The 23399-nt window shown below is 70.3% G+C and carries 26 protein-coding genes; 8 read left to right on the top strand and 18 right to left on the bottom strand.

Features of this window, described 5'->3' with window-relative positions; translation table 11 throughout:
- Positions 1-20 precede the first annotated feature (20 nt).
- From KHC27_RS11840 to KHC27_RS11795, 10 genes are all read right to left on the bottom strand, one after another.
- Positions 21-488: a GNAT family N-acetyltransferase gene (locus KHC27_RS11840; protein ID WP_213339290.1), complete on the bottom strand. Its 468-nt coding sequence runs from the start codon at positions 486-488 to the stop codon at positions 21-23.
- A 93-nt stretch (positions 489-581) separates the two neighbouring features.
- A complete protein-coding gene (gene rpsU / locus KHC27_RS11835) occupies positions 582-821 on the bottom strand; it encodes a 30S ribosomal protein S21 (RefSeq protein ID WP_213339288.1) in 240 nt (79 codons plus the stop codon).
- A gap of 234 nt (positions 822-1055) precedes the next feature.
- Positions 1056-1682, bottom strand: a complete 627-nt coding sequence (locus KHC27_RS22115; protein WP_213339283.1) for a DUF1330 domain-containing protein — start codon at positions 1680-1682, stop codon at positions 1056-1058.
- A 21-nt stretch (positions 1683-1703) separates the two neighbouring features.
- Positions 1704-2432 carry an orotidine-5'-phosphate decarboxylase gene (gene pyrF / locus KHC27_RS11825; protein ID WP_213339273.1) on the bottom strand — a complete coding sequence of 243 codons (729 nt, stop codon included), beginning with the start codon at positions 2430-2432 and terminating at the stop codon, positions 1704-1706.
- A gap of 45 nt (positions 2433-2477) precedes the next feature.
- The gene (locus KHC27_RS11820; protein WP_213339269.1) at positions 2478-3056 is read right to left on the bottom strand and encodes an NADPH-dependent FMN reductase; all 579 of its coding nucleotides are present in this window, start codon (positions 3054-3056) and stop codon (positions 2478-2480) included.
- Positions 3057-3065: 9 nt separating this feature from the next.
- Positions 3066-3692, bottom strand: coding sequence for a class I SAM-dependent methyltransferase (locus KHC27_RS11815; RefSeq protein ID WP_213339268.1), 627 nt, complete (start codon positions 3690-3692; stop codon positions 3066-3068).
- Between the two features lie 158 nt (positions 3693-3850).
- Positions 3851-4993 carry a molecular chaperone DnaJ gene (gene dnaJ / locus KHC27_RS11810; RefSeq protein ID WP_213339267.1) on the bottom strand — a complete coding sequence of 381 codons (1143 nt, stop codon included), beginning with the start codon at positions 4991-4993 and terminating at the stop codon, positions 3851-3853.
- Positions 4994-5200: 207 nt separating this feature from the next.
- Positions 5201-7096: a molecular chaperone DnaK gene (gene dnaK / locus KHC27_RS11805; protein ID WP_213339266.1), complete on the bottom strand. Its 1896-nt coding sequence runs from the start codon at positions 7094-7096 to the stop codon at positions 5201-5203.
- A gap of 368 nt (positions 7097-7464) precedes the next feature.
- Positions 7465-8385 (bottom strand): sugar phosphate isomerase/epimerase family protein, encoded by a 921-nt coding sequence (locus KHC27_RS11800; protein ID WP_213339264.1) that lies wholly within the window; start codon positions 8383-8385, stop codon positions 7465-7467.
- A gap of 206 nt (positions 8386-8591) precedes the next feature.
- The gene (locus KHC27_RS11795) at positions 8592-8999 is read right to left on the bottom strand and encodes a VOC family protein (RefSeq protein WP_246519876.1); all 408 of its coding nucleotides are present in this window, start codon (positions 8997-8999) and stop codon (positions 8592-8594) included.
- Positions 9000-9234: 235 nt separating this feature from the next.
- On the opposite strand from KHC27_RS11795, the gene KHC27_RS11790 reads away from it, so the two are divergent.
- From KHC27_RS11790 to KHC27_RS11755, 8 genes are all read left to right on the top strand, one after another.
- Positions 9235-9924 carry a glutathione S-transferase family protein gene (locus KHC27_RS11790; RefSeq protein ID WP_213339261.1) on the top strand — a complete coding sequence of 230 codons (690 nt, stop codon included), beginning with the start codon at positions 9235-9237 and terminating at the stop codon, positions 9922-9924.
- Positions 9900-11084: a tRNA epoxyqueuosine(34) reductase QueG gene (queG, locus tag KHC27_RS11785; RefSeq protein WP_213339495.1), complete on the top strand. Its 1185-nt coding sequence runs from the start codon at positions 9900-9902 to the stop codon at positions 11082-11084. Before KHC27_RS11790 ends, queG begins: the two co-directional genes overlap by 25 nt.
- The gene (locus KHC27_RS11780; protein WP_213339259.1) at positions 11081-11935 is read left to right on the top strand and encodes an NAD-dependent epimerase/dehydratase family protein; all 855 of its coding nucleotides are present in this window, start codon (positions 11081-11083) and stop codon (positions 11933-11935) included. The genes queG and KHC27_RS11780 overlap by 4 nt, the downstream gene beginning before the upstream one ends.
- A gap of 112 nt (positions 11936-12047) precedes the next feature.
- The gene (locus KHC27_RS11775; RefSeq protein WP_213339257.1) at positions 12048-12437 is read left to right on the top strand and encodes an ArsR/SmtB family transcription factor; all 390 of its coding nucleotides are present in this window, start codon (positions 12048-12050) and stop codon (positions 12435-12437) included.
- Between the two features lie 8 nt (positions 12438-12445).
- Positions 12446-12871, top strand: coding sequence for an arsenate reductase (glutaredoxin) (arsC, locus tag KHC27_RS11770; RefSeq protein WP_213339255.1), 426 nt, complete (start codon positions 12446-12448; stop codon positions 12869-12871).
- 9 nt (positions 12872-12880) lie between these two features.
- Positions 12881-13951 carry an ACR3 family arsenite efflux transporter gene (gene arsB, locus KHC27_RS11765; RefSeq protein WP_213339252.1) on the top strand — a complete coding sequence of 357 codons (1071 nt, stop codon included), beginning with the start codon at positions 12881-12883 and terminating at the stop codon, positions 13949-13951.
- Positions 13948-14658, top strand: coding sequence for an arsenical resistance protein ArsH (gene arsH, locus KHC27_RS11760; RefSeq protein WP_343210899.1), 711 nt, complete (start codon positions 13948-13950; stop codon positions 14656-14658). The genes arsB and arsH overlap by 4 nt, the downstream gene beginning before the upstream one ends.
- A 139-nt stretch (positions 14659-14797) precedes the next feature.
- Positions 14798-15184 carry an acyl-CoA thioesterase gene (locus KHC27_RS11755; RefSeq protein WP_213339250.1) on the top strand — a complete coding sequence of 129 codons (387 nt, stop codon included), beginning with the start codon at positions 14798-14800 and terminating at the stop codon, positions 15182-15184.
- A 33-nt stretch (positions 15185-15217) separates the two neighbouring features.
- Here KHC27_RS11755 and KHC27_RS11750 read toward each other — a convergent pair whose 3' ends face one another.
- From KHC27_RS11750 to KHC27_RS11715, 8 genes are all read right to left on the bottom strand, one after another.
- Entirely contained in the window at positions 15218-17557 is a 2340-nt protein-coding gene (locus KHC27_RS11750; RefSeq protein WP_213339248.1) for an acetamidase/formamidase family protein, read from the bottom strand.
- Positions 17558-17660: 103 nt separating this feature from the next.
- The gene (locus KHC27_RS11745) at positions 17661-18902 is read right to left on the bottom strand and encodes an acetamidase/formamidase family protein (protein WP_213339245.1); all 1242 of its coding nucleotides are present in this window, start codon (positions 18900-18902) and stop codon (positions 17661-17663) included.
- Positions 18903-18954: 52 nt separating this feature from the next.
- Positions 18955-20574, bottom strand: coding sequence for an amino acid ABC transporter permease/ATP-binding protein (locus KHC27_RS11740; protein WP_213339244.1), 1620 nt, complete (start codon positions 20572-20574; stop codon positions 18955-18957).
- A 58-nt stretch (positions 20575-20632) separates the two neighbouring features.
- On the bottom strand, positions 20633-21565 hold the full coding sequence (locus KHC27_RS11735) for an ABC transporter substrate-binding protein (RefSeq protein ID WP_213339243.1): 933 nt from the start codon (positions 21563-21565) through the stop codon (positions 20633-20635).
- Positions 21566-21781: 216 nt separating this feature from the next.
- The gene (locus KHC27_RS11730; RefSeq protein ID WP_213339242.1) at positions 21782-22195 is read right to left on the bottom strand and encodes a DUF6691 family protein; all 414 of its coding nucleotides are present in this window, start codon (positions 22193-22195) and stop codon (positions 21782-21784) included.
- 3 nt (positions 22196-22198) lie between these two features.
- Positions 22199-22624, bottom strand: coding sequence for a YeeE/YedE family protein (locus KHC27_RS11725; RefSeq protein WP_213339239.1), 426 nt, complete (start codon positions 22622-22624; stop codon positions 22199-22201).
- Position 22625: 1 nt separating this feature from the next.
- A complete protein-coding gene (locus KHC27_RS11720; RefSeq protein ID WP_213339234.1) occupies positions 22626-22973 on the bottom strand; it encodes an ArsR/SmtB family transcription factor in 348 nt (115 codons plus the stop codon).
- The gene (locus KHC27_RS11715) at positions 22970-23188 is read right to left on the bottom strand and encodes a hypothetical protein (RefSeq protein ID WP_213339232.1); all 219 of its coding nucleotides are present in this window, start codon (positions 23186-23188) and stop codon (positions 22970-22972) included. Before KHC27_RS11715 ends, KHC27_RS11720 begins: the two co-directional genes overlap by 4 nt.
- Between the last annotated feature and the right edge of the window lie 211 nt (positions 23189-23399).

Below are 23399 nucleotides of genomic sequence, written 5' to 3'. Positions count from 1 at the left end.
GCGTCCCCGGCCGTCACGCCTCAGCCGGCGCGCCGGCGCACCAGCAGCTCCAGACCGTCGACCCCGCTCTCCCGCCGGCTCCAGCCGCGGCGGAGATAGAACGGGGCGTTTTCCGGCGTCGCCGCGAGGTGGACCTCGTCGTAGCCGGCGGCGAAGCCGTGCTCCGCGGCGTGCCCGGCAAGCGCGGTGCCGAGGCCGGCGCCGCGCGCCGGGGGCTCCACCCACAGCGCCGCGACCCAGGGCGTGAGTTCCGGGCGCGCCGCGACATCGCAACCGATCAGCCCGACCGTGCCGACGAAGGTGTGCCCGCGCCGGGCGACCCAGGTGGTGGGAACCGGCGCGGCGCCGAAGCTCTCCTCCAGCCGGGCCACCAGCGCGGCGAGCGCCACGCCTTCCGGCTCCCACCAGGCCCGCCAGATGCGTTCGGCGACGATGCCGGCGAGGTCCGGAACGTCCCGCAGGTCGGAAATGCGGAGGTCGGGCGGCATGGTCTCAGCGTCCAAAGCCGAAAAGCGCGGCGACATCGGTCACCGCGCTCGGGCAGGTCATGAGAGAGCGAGGCCCCGCATGGGGCATCGGGCTCAGCGGCCGGGGGAAACGACCTTCGGCTTGGAGGGCAGCAGGCCTTCGCGCTGGGCGCGCTTGCGGGCCAGCTTGCGGGCGCGGCGAACCGCTTCCGCCTCTTCGCGGGCGCGCTTCTCGGAGGGCTTCTCGTAGTGGCCACGCAGCTTCATCTCGCGGAAGATGCCTTCCCGCTGCATCTTCTTCTTGAGAGCCTTCAGCGCCTGGTCGACGTTGTTGTCACGGACGAGAACCTGCACGTGTGTTCCTCTTCGCGCCTTCGCGTCCCGCGATCCTTTTGCTTCGCGCACGCGACTTGTTTGAATGTCGGGGGACCGGGCGCGGCATCCCTTCGGCGGAAGGGACGGCTCGCAGGCCGATCAAGGAGTGCGCAGATAGCAGAAGCCGCCGGGCTTGTCCACATGGCGCCGCCGCCCGGCGCAGGATTCGCGCGGAACGGGCCTTGACCGGCCGGCGATCCACGCCCGCGGCCGCTACTCCGCGCCGCGGGCGATGACGACCTCGCCCTCGCTGGCGATTTTACGGAAGGCGAGGGCGTTCTGGTATTCCGGCGAGCGGTAGCAGGCGAGCGCGGTGGCGTAGTCGGGAAAGGCCACCACCACGTTGCGCGAGCGGGCATGGCCTTCCACCGCGGCGTGGCGGCCGCCCCGCACGAGATACCAGCCCCGGTACTTCTGGAAGGCGAGGGCGTCGGCCGAGACATAGGCCTTGTAGGCCTCGGTGTCGCGCACGTCGATCCGCAGGATCCAGTAGGCGGTGCCGGGTCCGGTGGCCGGGCGGTCGATGACGCCGGCCGCGGGCTGGCCGCCCTCATAGCCCTCGATCACGAGGTGCTCGCCGTGCGCCACCTTCTGCCGTTCGGCGAAGGCGGCCTGAAAGGCCGGGTCGTTCCAGCAGGCCAGCGCGGTGTCGTAGTCGGCGAACTCCACCACCACCTGCCGGTTGCGCGCCGGCGGCTCCGGCGCCTCGAAGGCGCCGCCGAGCACCAGGAAGCGCCCGCCGAATCGTTCGATCACCGGTGCCGCGGCCGCGAAATAGCGGGCCATGTAGGTGTCCATGTCGGTGACGTCGAGCCGTACCACCCAATAGCCCCGCGCCATGACCGCCTCCTCGCTGCCGTGTCAGATCGGCGGCAGGGCGGCGGCGATCTCCGCCTGCACCGCCCGGGCCGCCGCCGCCGGGTCGGGCGACGCCACGATCGGGCGGCCCACCACCAGATGGTCGGCCCCGGCGCGGATGGCCTCGGCCGGGGTGGCGACGCGCTTCTGGTCGCCGGTGGGCGCGCCGGCGGGCCGCACGCCGGGGGTGACGATGGCCCGGCCCGGCCCGAGAAGGCCGCGTACGGTGGCTGCGTCGGTGGGTGCGCAGACAATGCCGTCGATGCCGATCTCGCGGGCCTGCGCCACCCGGCGGGCCACGGTGGTGGCGACGTCGGCGCCATAGCCGGCCTCGGCGAGGTCGGCGTCGTCATAGGAGGTCAGCACCGTCACCGCGAGGATGCGCAGCGGGCTGGCACCCTTGCCCTCCATCGCCGCGCGCATGGTCTGGGGGTAGGCGTGCACGGTGAGGAAGCTGGCGCCGAGCTGGGCGATGCTCGCCACGCCATGCGCCACGGTGTTGCCGATGTCGTGCAGCTTGAAGTCGATGAAGACCTTGCGGCCGTCGGCGATCAGCTCGCGGGCGAAGCCGAGGCCGCCGGCATAGCCGAGCTCGTAGCCGATCTTGTAGAAGCTCACGGTGTCGCCGAGCCGCGCCACCACGGCCTCCGCCGTGCGGACGGAGGGCAGGTCCAGCGCCACGATGAGGTGGTCGCGCGGGTCGGTGGCGGGCTTCTGGGCCACGGGCGTCATGGCGGCTCCGGCGTGTGGGTCTGGCGGGTGAGCGAGGCCGTGGCCTCAGGCGCGCGCGGCCGCGCGCCGGCCGGCTTCGGCGACGAGGTCGGCGAGCACGCCGCGCAGCAGGCGGGCGAGGCGCTCGTCCTTCAGCCGGCCGTCCTCGCCGAAGGCCTGTCCCGCGCCACCGATGGACACCTGCCCGCCCAGCACCAGCGCCCCGAGCCCGAGGGCCAGCACCTGCCGCAGCATCATCGCCGCGCGATAGCCCCCCATTGCCCCGGGGGAGGAGGCGCCGATCGCCCAGACCGGCCCCTTGAAGGGGTCGCGCGGCCCCCGCGCGCGGCTCGCCCAGTCGATTGCGTTCTTCAGCAGCGGCGGCACGCCGGCATTGTATTCCGGGGTCACCACGAAGATGCCGTCGGCGGCCCCGAGGCGGGCATTCAGCGCGACCGCCGCTTCCGGCACGCCGGCCTCGGTTTCGAGGTCGCCATTGTAGATCGGCAGGTCATAATCGGCGAGCGAGAGCAGCTCCGCCTCGGCGCCAAGCTCCGCCAGCTCGTGCAGGGCCGCCGCCGCAAGCTGGCCGGAAAAGGCGCCGTGGCGGGTCGAGCCGGCGAAGGTCAGGATCTTCGGGGCCATGGGGCCTCCTCAGCCATTCATCTGCGGCGAACGATAGACCCAGACGCAGGCCGGGGGAATGTTCCGCCACACCCGCCGGCTGCGGTGGGCCCGCAGCGGAATCTCGTCCAGAGGCATGGGCGAGACCACGGCATAGGTGAACTGGATGAAGGGGGCGTCCGGCACGCAGAGCCGGAAGGCCTGCTCGGTGAGGCTGCGCCGTTCCGGCACCGGCCGGGTGAACAGCGGCAGGCTGGAGACGACGGCGATGGCGGGGGCCTCCACCAGCCCCTGCAGCGTCGTCTCCATGTTGTAGGCGTCGCCGCGGATCACGGTCGCGCCGGGAAAGCGCTGCTTCAGCAGCTTGCAGAATTCGGGGTTGTACTCGATCAGCACCAGCCGCTCGGGGGCGATGCCGCGCTCCACCAGCGCCGCCGTCACCGGCCCGGTGCCGGGGCCGAGCTCGATGACCGGCCCGGGCAGGGCGGGATCGACATAGGACGCCATCATCCGCGCCAGCGCTCGGCCGGAGGGCGACACCGCCCCGGTGCGGAGCGGGTCCTGAAGCCAGGAATGAAGAAAGCGGAGCTCGTCGGGCTTCTTGCGGGGGCGGGTCTTGCCGGCCGGGGCCAAGTCAGAGGCGGAACGAGGCAACATTCGAACTCCTGCAGTCCTTCCAGCGGCCAAAAGTGGCGCCGTCGGCGAATCCGCGGCAGCGGGCCCGAAAGCGCTGCGGTGCAGCGCCTTCTCTACGTGGTACCCATTACCGTTCGATTACACCCCACGCGCCAGCATACCGCCTCGCGGCGGCGCCGTCATTCGGCATCGCCGGCGAAGAAGTCTTTTACCTTGCTGAAAAACCCGCTCGATTCCGGGTGGGTGTCGCCGGAGCTCTCCTTCTCGAACTCCATCAGCAGCTCGCGCTGGCGCTTGGTGAGGTTCTGCGGGGTCTCGACCACGACCTGGACATACATGTCGCCGGTATTGCGGGTGCGCAGCACGGGCATGCCGCGGCCGGCCAGCCGGAAGCGGCGGCCGGTCTGGGTGCCTTCCGGCACCTTCACCTTGGTCTTCTCGCCGTCGATGGTGGGAACCTCGACCGAGCCGCCGATCGCCGCCTGCACCAGCGAGATCGGCACCCGGCAGAACAGGTCGGCGCCGTCGCGCTGGAAGAACTCGTGCGGGGCGATCGACAGGAAGATGTAGAGATCGCCGGGGGGACCGCCACGCGCGCCGGCCTCCCCTTCATTGCCGAGCCGGATGCGGGTGCCGTCCTCGACGCCGGCGGGAATGGCCACCTGAAGCGTGCGCTCGCGGGTCACCCGGCCGGAGCCGGAGCAGACGGTGCACGGGTCCTCGATCACCTGCCCGCGGCCCTGGCAGGTGGCGCAGGTGCGTTCCAGCGTGAAGAAGCCCTGGGCATGGCGGATGCGGCCGGTGCCGCCGCAGGTGCGGCAGGGCTTTGGCTGCGAGCCGGGCTTGGCGCCGGTGCCGGTGCAGGCCTCGCAGGTCACCGAGCTGGGAATCTTGATGGTGGCGTCCTTGCCGGCGAACGCCTCCTCCAGGGTGATCTCCATGTTGTAGCGCAGGTCGGCGCCACGTTCGCGGCCCTGGCCGCCGCGCCCGCCGCCCCGCTGGCCGGCCATGCCGAAGAGATCGTCGAAGATGTCGGAGAAGGTGGAGGCGAAATCGGCGCCGAAGCCCGGCCCGCCCGGTGCGCCACCGCCGCCGCCCTCGAAGGCGGCATGGCCGAAGCGGTCATAGGCGGCGCGCTTCTGCGGGTCCTTGAGGACCTCATAGGCCTCGGTGACTTCCTTGAAGCGGATCTCGGCCTGCGCATCCCCCGGATTGCGGTCGGGATGCCATTTCATGGCGAGCTTGCGGTAGGTCGACTTGAGCTCCCCGTCGGTCACCGTGCGGGAGACTTCGAGGACCTCGTAATAGTCGCGCTTCGACATGAGGGTGCGCGGCTCCGGATTCAGCGCCTGGAGGCGGTCGGTGGTGAAAGGCCCGGTCGCGGGCCGGGGATGCAGCGGGACCGACGCGGCCGGGGCCGGCGGGCGGTCTCGTCGAAACGGCAGTGCCCGGGCGTCGCCCGGGCACGCGGTTCACAGGTCGGCGGAGGCGGCGCGGCGCCGCCGGGCGGCCACGCCGACGCCGTCGGCTCAGGCCGACTTCTTCTTGTCGTCGTCGACCTCGGTGAACTCGGCGTCCACCACGTCCTCGGCCTGCGGCTTGGACGCACCGTCCTCCTCACCGGCCTGACTGTACATCGCTTCGCCGAGCTTCAGCGAGGCCTGGGCGAGGGTGTTGGTCCGCGCGGTGATCGCCTCGACATCCTCGCCTTCCAGCGCCGACTTGAGGTCGGCGAGGGCGGTCTCGATCGCGGTCTTCTCCGGCGTGCCGACCTTGGCGCCATGCTCGGCGAGGGCCTTTTCCGTCGAGTGGACAAGGGCTTCGCCGTGGTTCTTGGCTTCCGCCAGGGCGCGACGGGTCTTGTCCTCCGCGGCGTGGGCCTCGGCGTCCTTCACCATCTTCTCGATGTCCGCGTCGGAAAGGCCGCCCGAGGCCTGGATGCGGATCTGCTGCTCCTTGCCGGTGCCCTTGTCCTTCGCCGACACGTTGACGAGGCCGTTGGCATCGATGTCGAAGGCAACCTCGATCTGCGGCACCCCCCGCGGCGCCGGCGGGATGCCGACGAGGTCGAACTGGCCGAGGATCTTGTTGTCCGCCGCCATTTCGCGCTCGCCCTGGAACACGCGGATGGTGACCGCGGTCTGGCCGTCCTCGGCGGTGGAGAAGGTCTGGCTCTTCTTGGTCGGGATCGTGGTGTTGCGGTCGATCAGGCGCGTGAACACGCCGCCCAGCGTCTCGATGCCGAGCGAAAGCGGGGTCACGTCGAGCAGCAGCACGTCCTTGACGTCGCCCTGGAGAACGCCGGCCTGGATGGCGGCGCCGATGGCGACCACTTCATCCGGGTTGACACCCTTGTGGGGCTCCTTGCCGAAGAACTGCTTCACGATCTCCTGCACCTTGGGCATGCGGGTCATGCCGCCCACGAGCACGACCTCGTCGATCTGCCCGGCGGTGAGGCCGGCATCCTTGAGCGCCTTCTTGCAGGGCTCGACGGTGCGCTGGATCAGATCGTCCACCAGCGCCTCGAACTTGGCGCGGGTGAGCTTCATGGTCAGGTGCTTCGGGCCCGAGGCGTCCGCCGTGATGAAGGGCAGGTTGATCTCGGTCTGGGTCGCCGACGACAGCTCGATCTTGGCCTTTTCCGCCGCCTCCTTGAGGCGCTGGAGGGCCAGCTTGTCGTTGCGCAGGTCGATGCCCTGCTCCTTCTTGAACTCGTCGGCGAGATAGTTGACGAGCCGCATGTCGAAGTCTTCGCCACCCAGGAAGGTGTCGCCGTTGGTGGACTTCACCTCGAACACGCCGTCGCCGATCTCCAGCACCGACACGTCGAAGGTGCCGCCGCCGAGGTCATAGACCGCGATCACGCCGGCCGACTTCTTGTCGAGACCGTAGGCGAGGGCGGCCGCGGTGGGCTCGTTGATGATGCGCAGCACCTCGAGGCCGGCGATGCGGCCGGCGTCCTTGGTGGCCTGACGCTGGGCGTCGTTGAAATAGGCCGGGACGGTGATGACCGCCTTGTCGACCTTGGCGCCGAGATAGGCCTCCGCGGTTTCCTTCATCTTCTGCAGGGTGAAGGCGGAAATCTGCGAGGGCGAATACTTCTTCCCGTCCGACTCGACCCAGGCGTCGCCATTGTCCGCGCGCACGATCTTGTAGGGGACGAGGTGCTTGTCCTTCTCGACCATCGGGTCGTCGTAGCGGCGGCCGATCAGGCGCTTCACCGCGAAGAAGGTGCGCTCCGGGTTGGTGACCGCCTGGCGCTTCGCCGGCTGGCCCACCAGGCGCTCGCCATCCTCGGTGAAGGCGACGATGGACGGCGTGGTGCGGGCACCTTCGGCGTTCTCGATCACCTTCGGCGTCGAGCCTTCCATGACGGCGACGCAGCTATTGGTCGTACCAAGATCAATGCCGATGACTTTAGACATGAACTCTCTCCTTCCGGCAGGCCGGCCGGGCCTCGTGAAGCACCCGGAGAAGAACGGTGAGTGGCTATTGCCGACGCCGCGCCCCCGGACCGGCCCCCAATTCAACAGGGTACGGCGTGTATCCCACACCGATCGCGCCGGATATAGGGGCAGGGCTTCGGGCTCGCAAGAAGGTCGTTGTGGCGAAAACACACGCTCTGCGCCACGCGGCGGGAATCGTTTGCGCCCCGCCGGCCGGAGCACCGTGGCCTGGCCCGCCGGCGGTGCCCCGAGGGGGGGAGCGGCCGGCGCTGGCAGGCGGTGGAGCCGCAAGGGCCGGGCCGGCCACGCGTCCCCGAGCCGGCCCGGCATTGGTCGTGGCGGAGAGGTCAGGCCGCCGCGGGGGTGGCCAGCCGGAAGCGGCCGGCCAGCGCCTTGAGCACCGGAACCTGCTCGCCCAGCTCGCGCCAGTGCCGCGGGTTGAGCTCCATGATCGCGATGGTCTCGGGGGGAAGCCCGCAGGCGACGACGGCATCCCAGTCTATCCCGCCCCAGCCGATCGGCAGGTGCAGGTCCCCCTCGCCGAACGCGACCGCCTCGGCGGGATCGTAGGTCCAGAGCTGGCTCGGCCGGCCGAAGGAATCGTGGAGGTGCAGGTGCCGGGCGAAGGGCGCCAGCGCCGCGATCTCCGGCAGCGGGTCGAGCCGGTCCTGCGCGGCGCGGATATAGGCGTGGCTGACGTCGAGCGTCGCCCAGACGGCGGGGTGGTCGATGGCCGAAAGCTCTCCGGCCAGCTTGGACGGCGTCGCGGTGTCGCGGACGTCGCCGAAGCGGAACACGTTCTCCACGCACAGCGTGACGCCGGCGCGCAGGGCGAGGTCGCCGGCGCGCGCCAGCGCGTCACGCTGGCGGGAATAGGCGACCTCGAGGTCGTCCTGCCCGCGGACGGCGCCGGTGTGAACGACGAGATGGCGGGCGCCGATCGCCCCGGTGATCTCGATGCTGGCCGCCAGCACCGCCTCGTGCCGGGGCAGCCGGTCGGCCGCGTCCATGAGATTGATCGACAGCGGCCCGTGCACCGTGGTGCCGAACGGCCGGCCTTCGAGCGCCCGGGCGAGGTCGGCGACCCGGCGGTCCAGCACGCGGCCGTTGACAATCAGATGCCAGGCGTAGACCGGCAGCTCCACGACATCGACGCCGAGCGCTTCCGCTTCGTCGAGGCCGGCGCCGAGATCGTCGAACTCCGGGCTGCCTTCACGAAGCGAGTAGCCGGCGGCGATGATGGGGGAGACGGGGGTCTGCATCTGCATCGACGGTGTATTCCTTCCGGTTGCGCCCCTGTGGGAGCGGAGAATGGCGCGCGGAGCCTTTCGCAGTGTTGGGGCGAGGGGGCCTCCCCTCATGCGCCGGGGCTACCGCGTCACCAAGCGGTCGCCCGCGCGCGGCGGACGTCCTCGCGAATGCACCCGCAGCGGCGCTTGATCCGGCCGCCGCGGGAATCGAGCCCTGTCGCGGATCACTCCTCGTCGGAGGTGATCCAGCCGAGCACGGAGCCGTCCGGCGCCTTCACGATGGCGATGCGGCCGACGCCGGCGACGTCGAAGGGCGGCCGGATGACCGTCCCGCCGGCTTCCTCGACCAGGGCGGCCCGGACGTCGACGTCGTCGACCTCGACATAGGCGAACCAGTGCGCGGGCACGCCGTCGAAATCCGGGCTGGTCATGGCGAAGATGCCGGCGACCATCTCGCCATCGGCCAGCGCTACCCAGTAGGTGCCGGCGTCGTCTTCCAGCGGCATGGCCTCGAAGGTCCAGCCAAGGGTCTGCCCGTAGAAGGCCTTCGCCGCCTCCACGTCCCATGTGTTCAGCTCGTTCCACACGAAGCTGCCATGTTCGGGCATCATCATCTCGGTATCGTCGGTCATGGCAGCCTTCCTGGATATGGCACGTCGCGTTGCGACAGGAGCGCGGGCAGGGTAGCGGCGTTCAACGACGGTGATGTTGCACGGCCGCCGCGATGTTGCACGCCAATGCCCTCCGGGTCCACCCGCCGCCGCCGCCAACAGGGTTCCGACCGTGCAATGACTTGCGAAGAGGGGCGAACGCCTCTAGAGGGGAGAGCTGTCGCACCCTGTCGAGGCCGCGAATTTCCCCCGAGCGATGCATCTTCATCATCATCCCTTTTGCCCGCACTCGCGCTTCATCCGGTTGATGCTCAGCGAATACGGCCTTGAGCCGACGCTGGTCGAGGAACGGGTGTGGGAACGGCGGCCCGAATTCCTGATGCTGGATCCCGCCGGCGCCACCCCGGTTCTGGTGGAGCCGAACGGTTTCGCGGTGCCCGGCGGCACCATCATCGCGGAATATATCGACGAGACCCGCGGGGCCACCTTCGGCGACCGCCGCCTGCTGCCGGTCGACATCGGGGCCCGGGTCGAGGTGCGCCGCCTCTCGGCCTGGTTCAACGAGAAGTTCTTCGCCGAGGTGTCCGAGCCGCTGGTGCGCGAGAAGGTGTTCAAGCGCTACATGCCGCGCGAGGCGGGCGGCGGCTCGCCGGACATGGCGGCGATCCGTGCGGCCCGGGCCAATATCCGCTACCATCTGCACTATATCGGGTGGCTGCTGAAGGCGCGGAACTGGCTGGCCGGCGACCGGCTCTCCTACGCCGATTTCGCGGCCGCGGCCCACATTTCCTGCGTCGATTATCTGGGCGACGTGCCGTGGGACGAGGACGAGACCGCCAAGATCTGGTACGCGCGGATCAAGTCGCGCCCCTCCTTCCGCCCGCTGCTGGCGGTGACGATGGCCGGCATCCCGCCGTCCGCCTGCTACGCGGATCTCGACTTCTGAGCCCCGACGCCGCCCGGGCGCTGATCATCCACCTCGCCGCGGAGGAAGGGTTCGATGCCGTGGGCATCGCCCATCCCGACGCCATTCCCGAGGCCGGCCCCCGTCTCGCGCGATGGATCGCGGACGGCGCCCATGGCGACATGGACTGGATGCCCGAGACCGCCGCCCGCCGCGCTGCGCCGCGGGCGCTGTGGCCGGAGGTCGGCGCGGTGGTGATGCTGGGGCTCAATTACGGCCCGGATCGCGACCCGCGCGAGGTGCTGGCGCGGCGCAGCGCCGGGGCGATCTCGGTTTATGCCCGCGGCGACGACTATCACGAGCTGATCAAGGGCAAGCTCAAGCGCATCGCCTCCCGCTTCGTGCCCCGCGCCGGCGGCGAGGTGAAGGTCTTCGTCGACACCGCACCGCTCATGGAAAAGCCGCTGGCGCAGGCCGCCGGCCTCGGCTGGCAGGGCAAGCACACCAATCTCGTCTCGCGGGGGCGCGGCTCCTGGCTGTTCCTCGGTGCCATCGCCACCTCGCTGGCGCTGCGGGCCGACACGGCGGAGACGGACCATTGCGGGGCCTGCCGGGCCTGTCTCGACGCCTGCCCCACCGGGGCTTTCCCCGCTCCCTACCGGATCGATGCGCGGCGGTGCGTCTCCTACCTCACCATCGAGCATCGCGGCCCAATCCCGCGCGAACTGCGCCCGCTGATCGGCAACCGGATCTATGGTTGCGACGATTGCCTTGCCGCCTGCCCGTGGAACAAGTTCGCCGTGCTGGGCCGCGAGGCGCGGCTGGCGGCGCGGGAGGAAAACCGGGAGCCGGCGCTGGCCGAGCTGGCCCGGCTGGATGAGGCGGCGTTTCGCGCCCGCTTCACCAAGAGCCCGATCAAGCGCACCGGGCGCACCCGCTTCCTGCGCAATGTGTTGGTGGCCATCGGCAATTCCGGCGATGCCGCGCTTGCGGAGGAGGCGGGGCGGCTGCTCCATGATGACGCCCCCCTGGTGCGGGGGGCCGCCGTCTGGGCGCTGGCGCGGCTGCTGGAGCCGGCACGGTTCGACACGCTGCGGGCGCGGCATCTTCCGGGCGAGGCCGACCCGACGGTGACCGAGGAATGGCAGGCGGCGGACTCCATGCTAGGAGGGCTGCCGCCACAGCGGGTTGATGCTCCATGACCATGCTCCTCTGCCTGGGTTACGGCTATTGCGCGCAGCGTTTCGTCGCTCGCCACCCCTGCGACTTCACCCGCATCGTCGGCACCACCCGCGATAGTGCGCGGCGAGCGGCCGATGGCGTCGAGGTGCTGGAAGCCGGGGAGGCGGAGGCGCTGGCGAAAGCTGCGGAGATGGCGGATGCGGTGCTGGTCTCCGCCGCGCCCGGTGAGGCGGGCGATCCTTTCGCCGGGCCGCTCGCCCCCGCGCTGGAGGCCGGCGGCCGTCGCGGGCCGATCGTCTATCTCTCCACCATCGGGGTTTATGGCAGCTCGGACGGGGCGTGGATCGACGAGACCGACGCGCCGCCGTCCACCAGCGCGCGCGGCGTGCGCCGGCTGGAGGCCGAGGGGGCGTGGCAGCAACTCGGCGCACGGCTGGGCCGGCCGGTGGCCGTGCTGCGGCTCGGCGGCATCTATGGTCCCGGCCGGAATGCGCTGGCCGATCTGCGCGAGGGCACGGCCCGTTGCATCGAGCGCCCGGGACAGGTCTTCAACCGCATTCATGTCGACGACATCGCCACGGCGATCGCCGCAGCGTTCCGCACGGGATTCTCCGGCGTGGTGAATGTGGTGGACGACGAGCCGGCGCCCTCTTGCGCCCCGGTGCGCCACGCCGCCGCGCTGCTCGGCATCGCGCCGCCGCCGTCCGTGCCCTATGAGGTTGCGGTGGCCACGATGTCGCCGATGGCCCGCTCCTTCTGGGAGGAGAACCGCCGCGTCCGCAACGACCGGCTGCGGCAGGGGCTTGGCGTCACACTGACCTATCCCAGCTATCGCGAAGGACTCGACGCCATCCACGCCGCCGGCGCATGAGGTCCAGCCGTCCGGCCTTCGCGACACAGCTCGACCGTCAAAGATGTGGCCTTGACCTCTCGTGAGGTTACGATATTTATATCTCAATAAATGTTGAATTATTGAGATGTCCATGGATGTGAACCGTGCCCTGGCGGCTTTCGCGGCGCTCTCGCAGGAGACGCGGTTGCGGATCGTGCGGCTGCTGGTGACGGCGGGGCCGGAAGGCCTGTCCGCGGGCACCATCGGCGAGGCGATGGATGGCGCGTCGTCCTCGCGCATGTCGTTCCATCTGGCACAGCTCGAACAGGCGGGGCTGGTGACGTCGCGTCGCGAGGGCCGCTCGATCTTCTACAGCGCCGCCTATCCCGCCCTCGCCGGGCTGGTGGAGTTCCTGATGCGCGACTGCTGCCAGGGCCATCCCGAGGTGTGCACCCCGGTCGTTGCAGCGCTGTCCTGTGGCTGCGCTGCCCCCGACCCCTCTGCGGTCGGCGCCTCCGCCTCCCGCAAAACCACGATGTGAGGCAGGCCATGGACGTCGTCATCTACCACAACCCGGCATGCGGCACCTCGCGCAACACCCTCGCGCTGATCCGCAATGCCGGGATCGAGCCCCATGTCGTCGAATACCTGAAGACGCCGCCGGCGCGGGCGCTGCTGGTGCAGCTCGTGGAGCGCATGGGGATTTCCCTGCGTGACCTGCTGCGGGAGAAAGGCACACCCTATGCCGAGCTCGGCCTCGGCGACCCCGCGCTCGCGGATGAGGCGCTGCTAGACGCGATGATGGCGCACCCGATCCTGATCAACCGCCCCATCGTCGTCTCGCCGCTGGGGGTTCGCCTCTGCCGTCCCTCCGAGCGGGTGCTTGACCTGCTGCCGCCCCAGCTCGGCGCCTTCTCCAAGGAAGACGGCGAGCCGGTGGTGGATGCCCAGGGCCAGCGCGTCGCCGGAGCGTGAGGAAGAGCCATGTCCACCTTCGAGCGCTACCTCAGCGTCTGGGTCGCCCTCTGCATCATCGTTGGCATCGGCCTCGGCCACGTCGTGCCCGGCGCGTTCCAGGCGATCGGCGCGGCCGAGATCGCGCAGGTCAACCTGCCCGTCGCCGTGCTGATCTGGCTGATGATCGTTCCGATGCTGCTGAAAATCGACGTTGCCGCGCTGGCCGAGGTCGGGCGCCACTGGCGCGGCATCGGTGTCACGCTGTTCGTCAACTGGGCGGTGAAGCCGTTCTCGATGGCGCTGCTCGGCTGGCTGTTCATCGGCGGGCTGTTCCGCCCGCTCTTGCCGCCCGATCAGGTGGACAGCTACATCGCCGGCCTCATCCTTCTTGCCGCCGCCCCCTGCACCGCCATGGTGTTCGTCTGGTCCAGCCTGACGAAAGGCGAGCCGCATTTCACCCTCAGTCAGGTGGCGCTCAACGACGCGATCATGGTGGTGGCCTTCGCCCCGATCGTCGGCCTGCTGCTCGGCCTGTCCGCCATCACGGTGCCGTGGGGCACGCTGGTGCTGTCGGTGGTGCTCTACATCGTCCTGCCGGTGATGGTCGCGCAGGCGCTGCGCCGCCGCCTGCTGGCAATCGGCGGTCCGGCGCGGCTGGAGCGCCTGCTCGCGCGGCTGGGTCCGCTGTCGCTCGTGGCGTTGCTGGCGACGCTGGTGCTGCTGTTCGGCTTCCAGGGCGGGCAGATCATCGCGCAGCCGATAGTGATCGCCCTGCTGGCCGTGCCGATCCTGATTCAGGTCTATTTCAACGCCGGTCTCGCCTATCTGCTCAACCGGCGCGTGGGAGAGCCACACGCCGTGGCCGGCCCTTCCGCGCTGATCGGCGCCTCCAACTTCTTCGAGCTGGCGGTGGCGGCGGCGATCAGCCTGTTCGGGTTCCACTCCGGCGCCGCCCTGGCCACGGTGGTCGGGGTGCTGATCGAGGTGCCGGTCATGCTCTCCGTGGTCTGGATCGTGAACCGCTCCCGCGGCTGGTACGAGGCCGGCGGCAGGCGGGGGGACGCCAGGCGGGTCGCCTCAGTGGAGGTGAAACCGTGAGCGCCGACCTGCCCAACCTCGCACCCGGCCCCTTCGATCTGCCCGATGCGGGGCGGCTGAGGGTGACGCCGTCGACCCACCCGCCCCGCATCCTGCTGCTTTACGGCTCGCTGCGCGCGCGCTCCTACAGCCGCTTCCTCACGCTCGAAGCCGAGCGGCTGCTGCGGGCCTATGGGGCGGAAACCCGGGTATTCGATCCTCACGGCCTGCCCCTGCCGGACGCCGTCGATGCGGATCACCCGAAGGTCCGGGAACTGCGGGAACTTTCCCAGTGGTCGGAAGGCCAGGTCTGGACCAGCCCGGAGCGGCATGGCGCCATGACGGCGGTGATGAAGGCACAGATCGACTGGATTCCCCTCTCGGTCGGTGCGGTACGCCCCACCCAGGGCCGGACCCTCGCGGTGATGCAGGTCTCCGGGGGCTCGCAGAGCTTCAACGCGGTCAACCAGATGCGGGTGCTCGGCCGCTGGATGCGCATGTTCACCATTCCCAACCAGTCTTCGGTCGCCAAGGCTTTTCAGGAGTTCGACGAGGCGGGGCGGATGAAGCCGTCGCCCTATTACGACCGGGTGGTGGACGTCATGGAGGAACTGGTGAAGTTCACCCTGCTGACGCGCGACGTGTCGACCTATCTCACCGACCGTTACAGCGAGCGGAAGGAGGCGGCCGCCGAGCTGGCGGCACGGACCGGGCTCGGCTCGATCTGATCCGCGGGTCGGCAAGGGCCGGTTTTGCCGTTGGGCATGCCTGCCCCGCGGCAGCGGCGCGGTGACGTCGCGCGATGGACGCAGTAAAGCGGTAGGGGCATTTCCCGCCGTCCGCCAGCCCTCACCCACGAGCCGCCGCATGAGCACCCTTCCGCCCGAGCCGCCCGCCGGCAGCCCCGTGATCCGCACCATCGCCATGCCGGCCGACACCAACCCGGCTGGCGATATCTTCGGCGGCTGGCTGATGGCGCATATGGATCTCGCCGCCGGCAACGTCGCCACCCGCCGCGCCAAGGGCCGCGCGGCGACGGTCGCGGTGGAAGCGATGAGCTTCCTCAGCCCGGTCCTGGTGGGAGACGAAGTGAGCTTCTACGGAACCGTCATCGCCACCGGGCGGACATCGTTGCGCATCCGCATCGAAGCCTGGCGCCGCGCGCGCGAGGAGGAGACGATGATCAAGGTCACCGAGGCGATCTTCACCTTCGTCGCCATCGGCAGCGACCGCCGCCCGCGGCCGATCGACTGATCCGCGCCCGCGCCTGCCGGGGGCGGGACGGCGTTAGACGCCCGTGCCGAACAGCCGCTTGCGCAAAATGGCGTGGACGCCCCAGTTGCCGTCCACCACCTGGGTGATGCCGAAATCCACCGCGGCCGACATCAGCGCGATCGCCTCGTCCTCCGAGAGGCCCTGCGTGGTCATGAGGAAGCGCCGCACCTTTCGGAAGGCATCCCGCATGGCGAGGTCGAGCGAGGATTTGGCATAGACCTCGCTCTGCCCATGAGCGCCGAATTCGGCGAGATAGTTGGGGTGGCTGAAGCCGGTGAGCACCCATTCCTCCGGCGTCTCGATCAGGGGATAGGAGAGGTCCGCCAGCACGCTGCCGGCGAGGTCCGCCTTCTTGTGCAGAACCACCCGGAAGGTGCCGGTCATCGAGCATTCGATGGCGGTGCCGCCCAGCTCGCCGTCCCCCTGCGAGGCGTGGGGATCGCCGATCGACAGCAGCGCGCCGGGCACCGACACCGGCAGGAACACCGCCGCGCCCTTGCCGAGCCGCCAGTTGTCGAGATTTCCGCCGAAATAGGCCGGAGGTACCGAATCGACCAGTTCCGCTTCGCGCGGGGCAACGGCGATGACGCCGAAATGCGGCCTTAGCGGAATGCGGATGCCCGCCAGCACCGGCGTGCTGCGGCTGACGCTGCCGGTCCGCACCGGCACGCCGGGATAGTCGTAGAGCTCGTGGCGCACGCCGGACGGGTCGGTCTGCGGTTCCCAGCGGTAGGAATAGAGCGCCTGCGCATAGGGTTCCGGTGCATCGGCAGCGATCTCATAGATCGTCACCGTCTCGCGCGGCTTGGGGTCGGAGAGGAATTCCGAATAGTGGTAGCCCCACCAGGCGGCGACGCTGCTGCCGAACACCCGGCCCTGATGCAGCGGGCTGCGCGAGCGCCGGGGTGCGATGTCGAGAATGCGCACCTCCAGCACGTCCCCGGGCTGGGCGCCGCGCACGGCGATCGGCCCGGTGCAGATGTGCACCCCGAATCCCTCGCCGGCGCCGCGGCCATAGATCGAGGCATCGAGCGGCCCGGCGCCGCGGCGGTCGACGCCCTTGGCCGTCGGCGTCCAGCGGAACACGCTCTCGGCGCCGGGATCGCCGAGGATCATCCGCTCCGGGTCGTCCGAGGCGTGCTGGGTGAGGGTTTCCACCGTCACGATGTCGCCGGAGGCTATCTCGAGAACCGGCTTGAGCAGCCGGCTGAAATAGCCCCAGTGCACCCGCTCGGCATCCACCGCGAGATAGTGCTCGGCCGGGGCTTCGGCCTCCGTGCCGGAGGCTGGCGTCGGAGGCTCGGCGCCGGCGCGACGTTCGGCCGCCTCCAGCTTCGCCTGCACCGCGCGCAGCCGGGCGAGGGCTTCCTGCGGCCAGCCGCGCTGCCCGCTCGCCGCCGGGGCGAGGCTCTGCATCCCGGCCTCGCGGCGGCGGAACTCGCGCGGCGGCATGCCGAACCGCTCGCGGAACAGCCGGCTGAAATGGGCGCTGTCGGAGAAACCGTGGCGATAGGCAATCTCGGAGATCGGCACCGCCGCCTCGCCGGGGCTCGAAAGGTCGTGCCAGGCGCGCTGCAGCCTGCGCTCCCGCACATACTGGCTGAAATTCTCGCCGGTGGCCTCGAACAGCTTCTGCAGGTAGCGCTCGGAGATGCCTTCCGCCTGCGCGATGTCCGCCGGTGCGAGGTGCTCGTTCCCGAGATTCTGCTCGATGGCACGGTAGATGCGCTGGAGCAGCGCGGCTTTGCTGGCGGAGGTGTCTGGGCGGGCGGCGGCGAGTTCGGTGAACAGCGTGAGCAGTAGCTCGGCGGAGCCTTGGGCCACCGCCTCCCATTCCGGCTCGGACAGCCGGTCGATCTCCTCGGCGGCGCCGCAGACCGTGGCGGCGAGCACGGCGGCCAGCCCTTCCGGTGGCAGAGCCCGGGCCTCGGCGAGGGTGAGGGGCGCGATCTTGCGGCCGCGGAACGCCTCGGCCGGCACCGCGAGGACGAGCGCGCGCAGCTCCCGCTGGAAGTGAAGCTGCCAGTCGCCGGGCCGGGGCAGCACCACGATCTGGCCGGCCGGCACGATCTGCTGGTCGCGGGCGGTCCGCAGCATCGCGCTCGCCTCCAGCGGCAGCACCAGCAGCGGCAGCTCGCCCCGGTGGCCGGAGGTGGAGAGAACCTGCGCCCCCGCCGCCAGCCGCCCGAGCCTTATGCCGCGGGTGGTGCTGCGTGAAAGCGCCGTCGCATGGGAGGAGTGCGACGTCCGCAGCGGCGTAGAGGTGAGACCGAATCCGCCGAGGACATCCTGCCAGGCCGGCTGGCGGGCATCCTCGGAGTAGGATTCGCTGGTGAACGGCTGTGCATTCATTCTTCGAACCCCGTAGAGACGGGGTCCGTCGAAGCAACATGCATGCCGCCCCGTCAGCCGGACCGTGACCGGGCCGGCGCGTGGATGGCATGAACGGGCCGGCTCAGCGGCCGGCGAAGATCGCCTTGCGGATCGAGCCGGTGACGCCCCAATTGGCGTCCACCACCTGCGTCACCGCGAAATCGGCGGCGACCGACATCAGCGAGATGGCCTCGTCCTCGCTCAGCCCATGCACGGTCATGAGGAAGCGGCGCAGCTTGCGGAAGGCATCGCGCATCGCCGTGTCGAGGCTGCCGCGCTTGAGAATCTCGGTCTGGTGGTCGGGGCCGAGTTCGCTCAGATAGTTCGCGACGCTGAAGCCATAGACCGACCACACCTCGTCGGTTTCCAGCAGCGGGTGGGTCAGGCCTTCCAGAACGGTACCGGGCAGGTCGGCCTTCTTGTGGAGGATGAACTGGAACTCGCCGTTCAGCGAGATTTCGATCGCGGTGCCCGAGAGCTCGCTGTCGCCCTGCGAGGCGTGGGCGTCGCCGCAGGAGAACAGGCCGCCAGCCACCGCGACCGGGTAGTACATCCGCGCGCCCTTCGCGATGCGCCAGTCGTCCATGTTGCCGCCGGTATAGTTGGGCGGGATGGTGGAGACGAATTCGGCTTCGGCGGGGGCGAGGCCCATCGTGCCGAAATGCAGCCGCGCCGGCACCTTGATGCCGGAGAGCACGGAGTCGTTGCGGGTGATGGTGGTGTGGTCGACCCGCACGCCGGGATAGTCGATGGTGGGGTGGACGATGCCGTCCGGGTCGGTCTGCGGGGTCCAGCGGTAGCTGTAGACCGCCTGCACCGAGGCCGGCGCGGTCATGTCGAGCTCGTAGATGGTCACGACCTCGCGCGGCTTCGGCTCCTCGATGAGGTCGTTGTACTGGAAGCCCCAGCACGCGGCCGGATTGGAGCCGAAGAAGCGCCCGGCATAGGCCGGGTTGGCGCTCGGCCGCGGCGCGGTGTCGAGGATGCGCACCTCGAGGATGTCGCCCGGCTCGGCGCCCTCCACCGCGATCGGCCCGGTGAGCAGGTGGACGCCGACGCCCTCGCCGCTGCCATGGGTGAAGGGGCCCTCGGTGGGGCCGGCGCCGCGGCGGCGCATGGTCTTGGCGTCCTTGGTCCAGAGGAAGATCGCCTCCGCTTCCGTGTCGCCGGCGATCATGCGGTCGTAATCGTCATTGGCGTGGTGGGTGATCGTCTCCACCGTCACGCTGTCGCCCGACTTTATGGTGAGCACCGGCTCCAGTGTCTTGCTGAAATAGCCCCAGTGGACGGTGGAGGGGGTGGCCGGCAGGTGGTGCTTGGTCATGGGACGAGCCTCGGGTCTGGAATGCGGGGCGGCGGCGGGAGGGGCGTGGCCCTCACTCGCCCTCCATCTTGCTGAGGAAGCGCGCGGTGAGCGGGTGGCGGGGGGCGTTGAGCACCTGAGCGGCCGGGCCCTCCTCGATGATCGTGCCGCCGCTCAGGAAGACGATGCGATCGGCGACCTCCCCGGCGAAGCGGAGCTGATGGGTCGAGATGACCATGGCCAGCCCATCCTCCACCGCCAGCCGGTGGATGACCTCCAGCACCTCGCTCACCAGCTCGGGGTCGAGCGCGGAGGTCGGCTCGTCGAGCAGCAATACGCTCGGGTTGGGCGCCACCGCGCGGGCGATGGCGACGCGCTGCTGCTGGCCGCCGGAGAGGTGGCGGGGCAGCGCGTCGGCCCGGTGCGCCAGCCCGACGCGCTCCAGCAGTTCCATCGCGCGGCGGTCGGCGTCGAGGCGGGTGAGCCCCTGCACCCAGCGCAGCGGGCCGGCGACGTTCTCCCGCGCGGTGAGGTGGCCGAACAGGTTGAACTGCTGGAACACCATGCCGACCCCGACGCTCGCCCGCATCTGGGCGATGGCGCGCGGCGGCAGGGCCCGGCCGTCCGGGGCGCGGTCGAGCGAGCGCCCGCCGACCCGGATGTCGCCGCCGTCCCAGCCCTCCAGCCGGTTGATGCAGCGCAGGAGCGTGCTCTTGCCCGAGCCGCTGGGTCCGAGCAGCGCCACCACCTCTCCGGTGCGCACGCCGAGGTCGACGCCGTTCAGCACGGTGTTGGCGCCATAGGCCTTGCGCAGGGCGGTGACCTCGACGGCGGCGGCATTGCCGGCGAGCCGCGCCGCGCGGGCCTCGCGGTCGACCCGCACCGAGGCGGCGACCTTGGCGGAGGGTGGCGGCAGCGGCTCGGCGGGGACCGTTTCTTCCCCGGCCCCGGTCGGCACTGGCCTGGCCGACACCGCGGCGGGGGCGGCCTCGCGCCCCGGCAGCAGGGCGCGGAAGAAGCGGGTGAGCTGTTCCCTCGGCGGCGGCCGGTCGAGGTCGAGCAGCATCTCCACGACGATCTGGATCACCGCGATGGCGCCGGTGAGGATGAGGTAGATCAGGCCGGAGGCGAAGAAGATCGAGAAGAAATCGAAGGTGGCGGAGGCGAGCTGGGTGGAGCGCAGGGTGAGTTCCTGCACCGCCACGACCGAGGCCAGCGACGAGTTCTTGAGCGCGCTGACCGCTTCGTTGCCGAGCGCCGGCACCATGGAGCGGATCGCCTGGGGGGCGATGACCCGGCGCATGATGGCGGCCGGCGTCATGCCCAGCGCCTGCCCGGCGCTGACCTGGCCGCGGTCGACCCCGATGACGTTGGCGCGCAGGATCTCGGCGATGAAGGGCGCCTCGTTCAGCGCGAGGGCGAGGCTGGCGGCGGCGATGGCGGTGAGCTTGATGCCGATCAGCGGCAGGGCGTTGTAGCAGAACACCATCTGCAGGATCAGCGGCGTGCCGCGGAAGATGATCGAATAAGTCCGCGCGACGATGGCCAGTGCCCGGAACCGGCTGAGCTGCATCGCCGCGAGGACGAGGCCCATGGCAAGGCCGCCGAGCAGGCCGAGAACGGTGATGAGCAGCGTGTAGCCGACCCCGTCGATGAGGTAGGGCATGCTGAGATAGTGGAAGAAGAGATCCATCGGCCCTGTCGCGGCTGTTGGAGGGCGGCGGCCGGGAGGCGCCCGGCCGCCAGGGGCGTCAGTCGGCGAGGACCAGCTTGGGGGTCTCGAGCTGGTCGGTCGGCAGGTTCCACTTCTTCATCAGCTCGGCCTGGACGCCGGCCTTCTGCAGCTCGGTCAGCGCGGCAAAGACGGCGTCGCGGAATGCGACATTGTTGCGTGGCACGGCGATGCCGACCGAGTAGGGCAGCGTCACCGCGGTGGCCTTGTCCAGCTTGTCGGGATAGGCCTTCACCGCGCCGTCGACGGTGTTCACGTCGTTGATGTAGGTGTCGGCGCGGCCGGCGAGGATCGCCTGGATACAGTTGGCGTTGTTGTCGAACAGCAGGATTTCCGGCGCCGGCTTGCCGGCCTTCTTGCACTCGGATTCGAGCGCCTGGATCAGCGGCACCTCGACATAGCCGGTGTTCTCGGCCGCCACCGTGCCGCACAGCGACAGATTGATGCCGTCGATCTTCTTCGGGTTGCCCTTGGCGACCAGCACGCCGTCATAAACCTTCAGATAGGTGATGAAGTCGGCGGCCTTGGCGCGGTCCTTGGTGGCGTAGATGTCGGAGATGACGATGTCGGCCTGGCCGGCCTGCAGCGTGGTCAGCAGCGAGGCGAAGGTGACCGCCTTGTAGCTGAGCTTGAAGCCGAGGCAATCGCCGATGGCCTCGCCGAGATCGATGTCGAAGCCGATGTACTTGGTCGGGTCCTGCGGGTCGATCGTCTCGTAGCCCGGCGTGTGGGGGTTGATGGCGTCGACGAGGGTCTTGCCCTTGAGCGCGGGGTACTTCGCCTGCAGTGCCGAGCAGGCCTCCGGCGAGGCCGCCTCGGCGCGGGTGGGCAGGCCGGCGGCGATGCCGCCCGCCACGAGCGCGAAGCCGAGGACGCCGAACAGGGCCGCCCTCGCCTTGGCCGCCGCGGACGTGCCGCGCCGACCGGAATGGGTGTCGGGATTGAGTGCCACGAAACTTCTCCTCTGATCTCCGGTGCCTGCGCGCACGATGGCGGTACCGTTGGAGAAGAGTCTTAGTGGCGGAGCCGGCGGGCGACTTGTCTGCGGGCGCACGCTTACTTGCAGCCAGCGGCCGCGAATGCGGGCAGGCCATGCCCGTTTTATGGGCGTGCCGGGGTGTTGGGCGTTGGTTTGCGCCGATTCCGGCTGCGCAAGGGGTGGGCGGACTCAGCCGGAAGCCGGCAGCCGCCGTGCCAGCCACATGCCGAGCAGCATCGCCGGCACGAAGGCCAGCGTTCCCGGCGCGGCGAGGCCGAGCGCGGTGAAGGCCGGGCCGGGGCAGAACCCGCCCAGACCCCAGCCCACGCCGAACAGGGCCGCGCCGGCGACGAGCCGGGCATCGATGTCGCGCCGGGTCGGCAGCTCGAAGCGCGGCGCCAGCAGCGGCGCCCGCCGCCGCAGGACAAGACGGTATCCGACAAGGGCAACCCCCGCCGCGCCCGCCATGACGAAGGCGAGGGAGGGGTCGAACGTTCCGAAAATATCAAGGAAATTCAGCACCTTGGCCGGGTTGCTCATGCCGGAGACGATGAGCCCCAGCCCGAACAGCAGCCCGAGGGCGAGATTGACCAGCACCGGCATGGTTCAGCCTCCCAGCAGATGGCGCATGAGAAAGACGGTGAGGAAACCGGTCGCCATGAAGGTCAGCGTCGCCACCAGCGAGCGCGGCGACAGCCGGGCGAGGCCGCAGACGCCGTGACCGGAGGTGCAGCCGCTGCCCAGCACCGCACCGAAGCCGACCAGCAGCCCGGCCGCCGCCATGAGCGGCAGATTGGCGGAAACCGTCTGCGCCACCGGGCTGCCCGTCACCGCCTGCACCACGAAGGGCGCGGCGACGAGCCCGGCGAGAAACGCCGCGCGCGGGGCGATTCCACCACGCCAGGGCGGCAGAATCCGGCTGGCCATGCCGCTTATGCCCGCAATGCGGCCTTCAATCAGCATCAGCAGCACGGCGGAAAGCCCGATGAGGGCGCCGCCGAGGAGGGCGGCGAGGGGGGTGAAGGCGGTCATGTCAGGGCTCCGTGCCGGGGGGCGGCGCCGCGCAGAACAGGCGGTGCAGGGTGGTGACGAGGGTTTCGACCCGCGGGTCGGCGAGGCGGTAGAACACCTGCTTGCCCTGTTTTCGGGCGGCGACGAGGCCGGCGGCGCGCAGTTCGGCGAGCTGCTGCGAGAGGCCGGGCTGGCGGATGCCGAGCCGGTCCTCCAGCGCGCGCACCGAGCGCTCGCCCTCGACCAGGGCGCAGGCGACCAGCAGCCGGTCGGGATTGGCGAGGCGTTTCAGGAAGGCGGAGGCCTCCTCCACCCGTTCCTTCATCGCCTCGGCCGGGGTCGCGGCGGCGGTTGGCAGGGCCTCGCTCATGGCGCGCGCCCGCCCCGGCCGCGCGACCGCGGCAGGCTGGAAAGGCCCGGCCGGGCGTTGGCCGGGCGGTGGCTGGTCGGTGCGGTGAGGAGGAGGATGAGGCCGATGAGGCCGATCCGGCGTGCCTCGCCCGCGGGGAGGACGACCGCCGCGATCAGCCTGAGGCCGGGGAGGGGATGCAACGTGTGGTTGAGAATGCCGGCATTCGGGTGCATGGGGTTCACGGTCGGGGCGGGAAGGTATTAATTTAGATAAAACGATTGCGAATAAATGCAATCGTTAAATCATGATGTATCCTCCCGCCGACCCGCCGACCCGCCGACCCGCCGACCCGCCGACCCGCCGACCCGCCGACCCGCCGACCCGCCGACCCGCCGACCCGCCGACCCGCCGACCCGCCGACCCGCCGACCCGCCGACCCGCCGT

The sequence above is a fragment of the Ancylobacter lacus genome (assembly GCF_018390635.1).
Taxonomy (GTDB): domain Bacteria; phylum Pseudomonadota; class Alphaproteobacteria; order Rhizobiales; family Xanthobacteraceae; genus Ancylobacter; species Ancylobacter lacus.
This window is presented reverse-complemented; position numbering and strand designations above follow the sequence as displayed.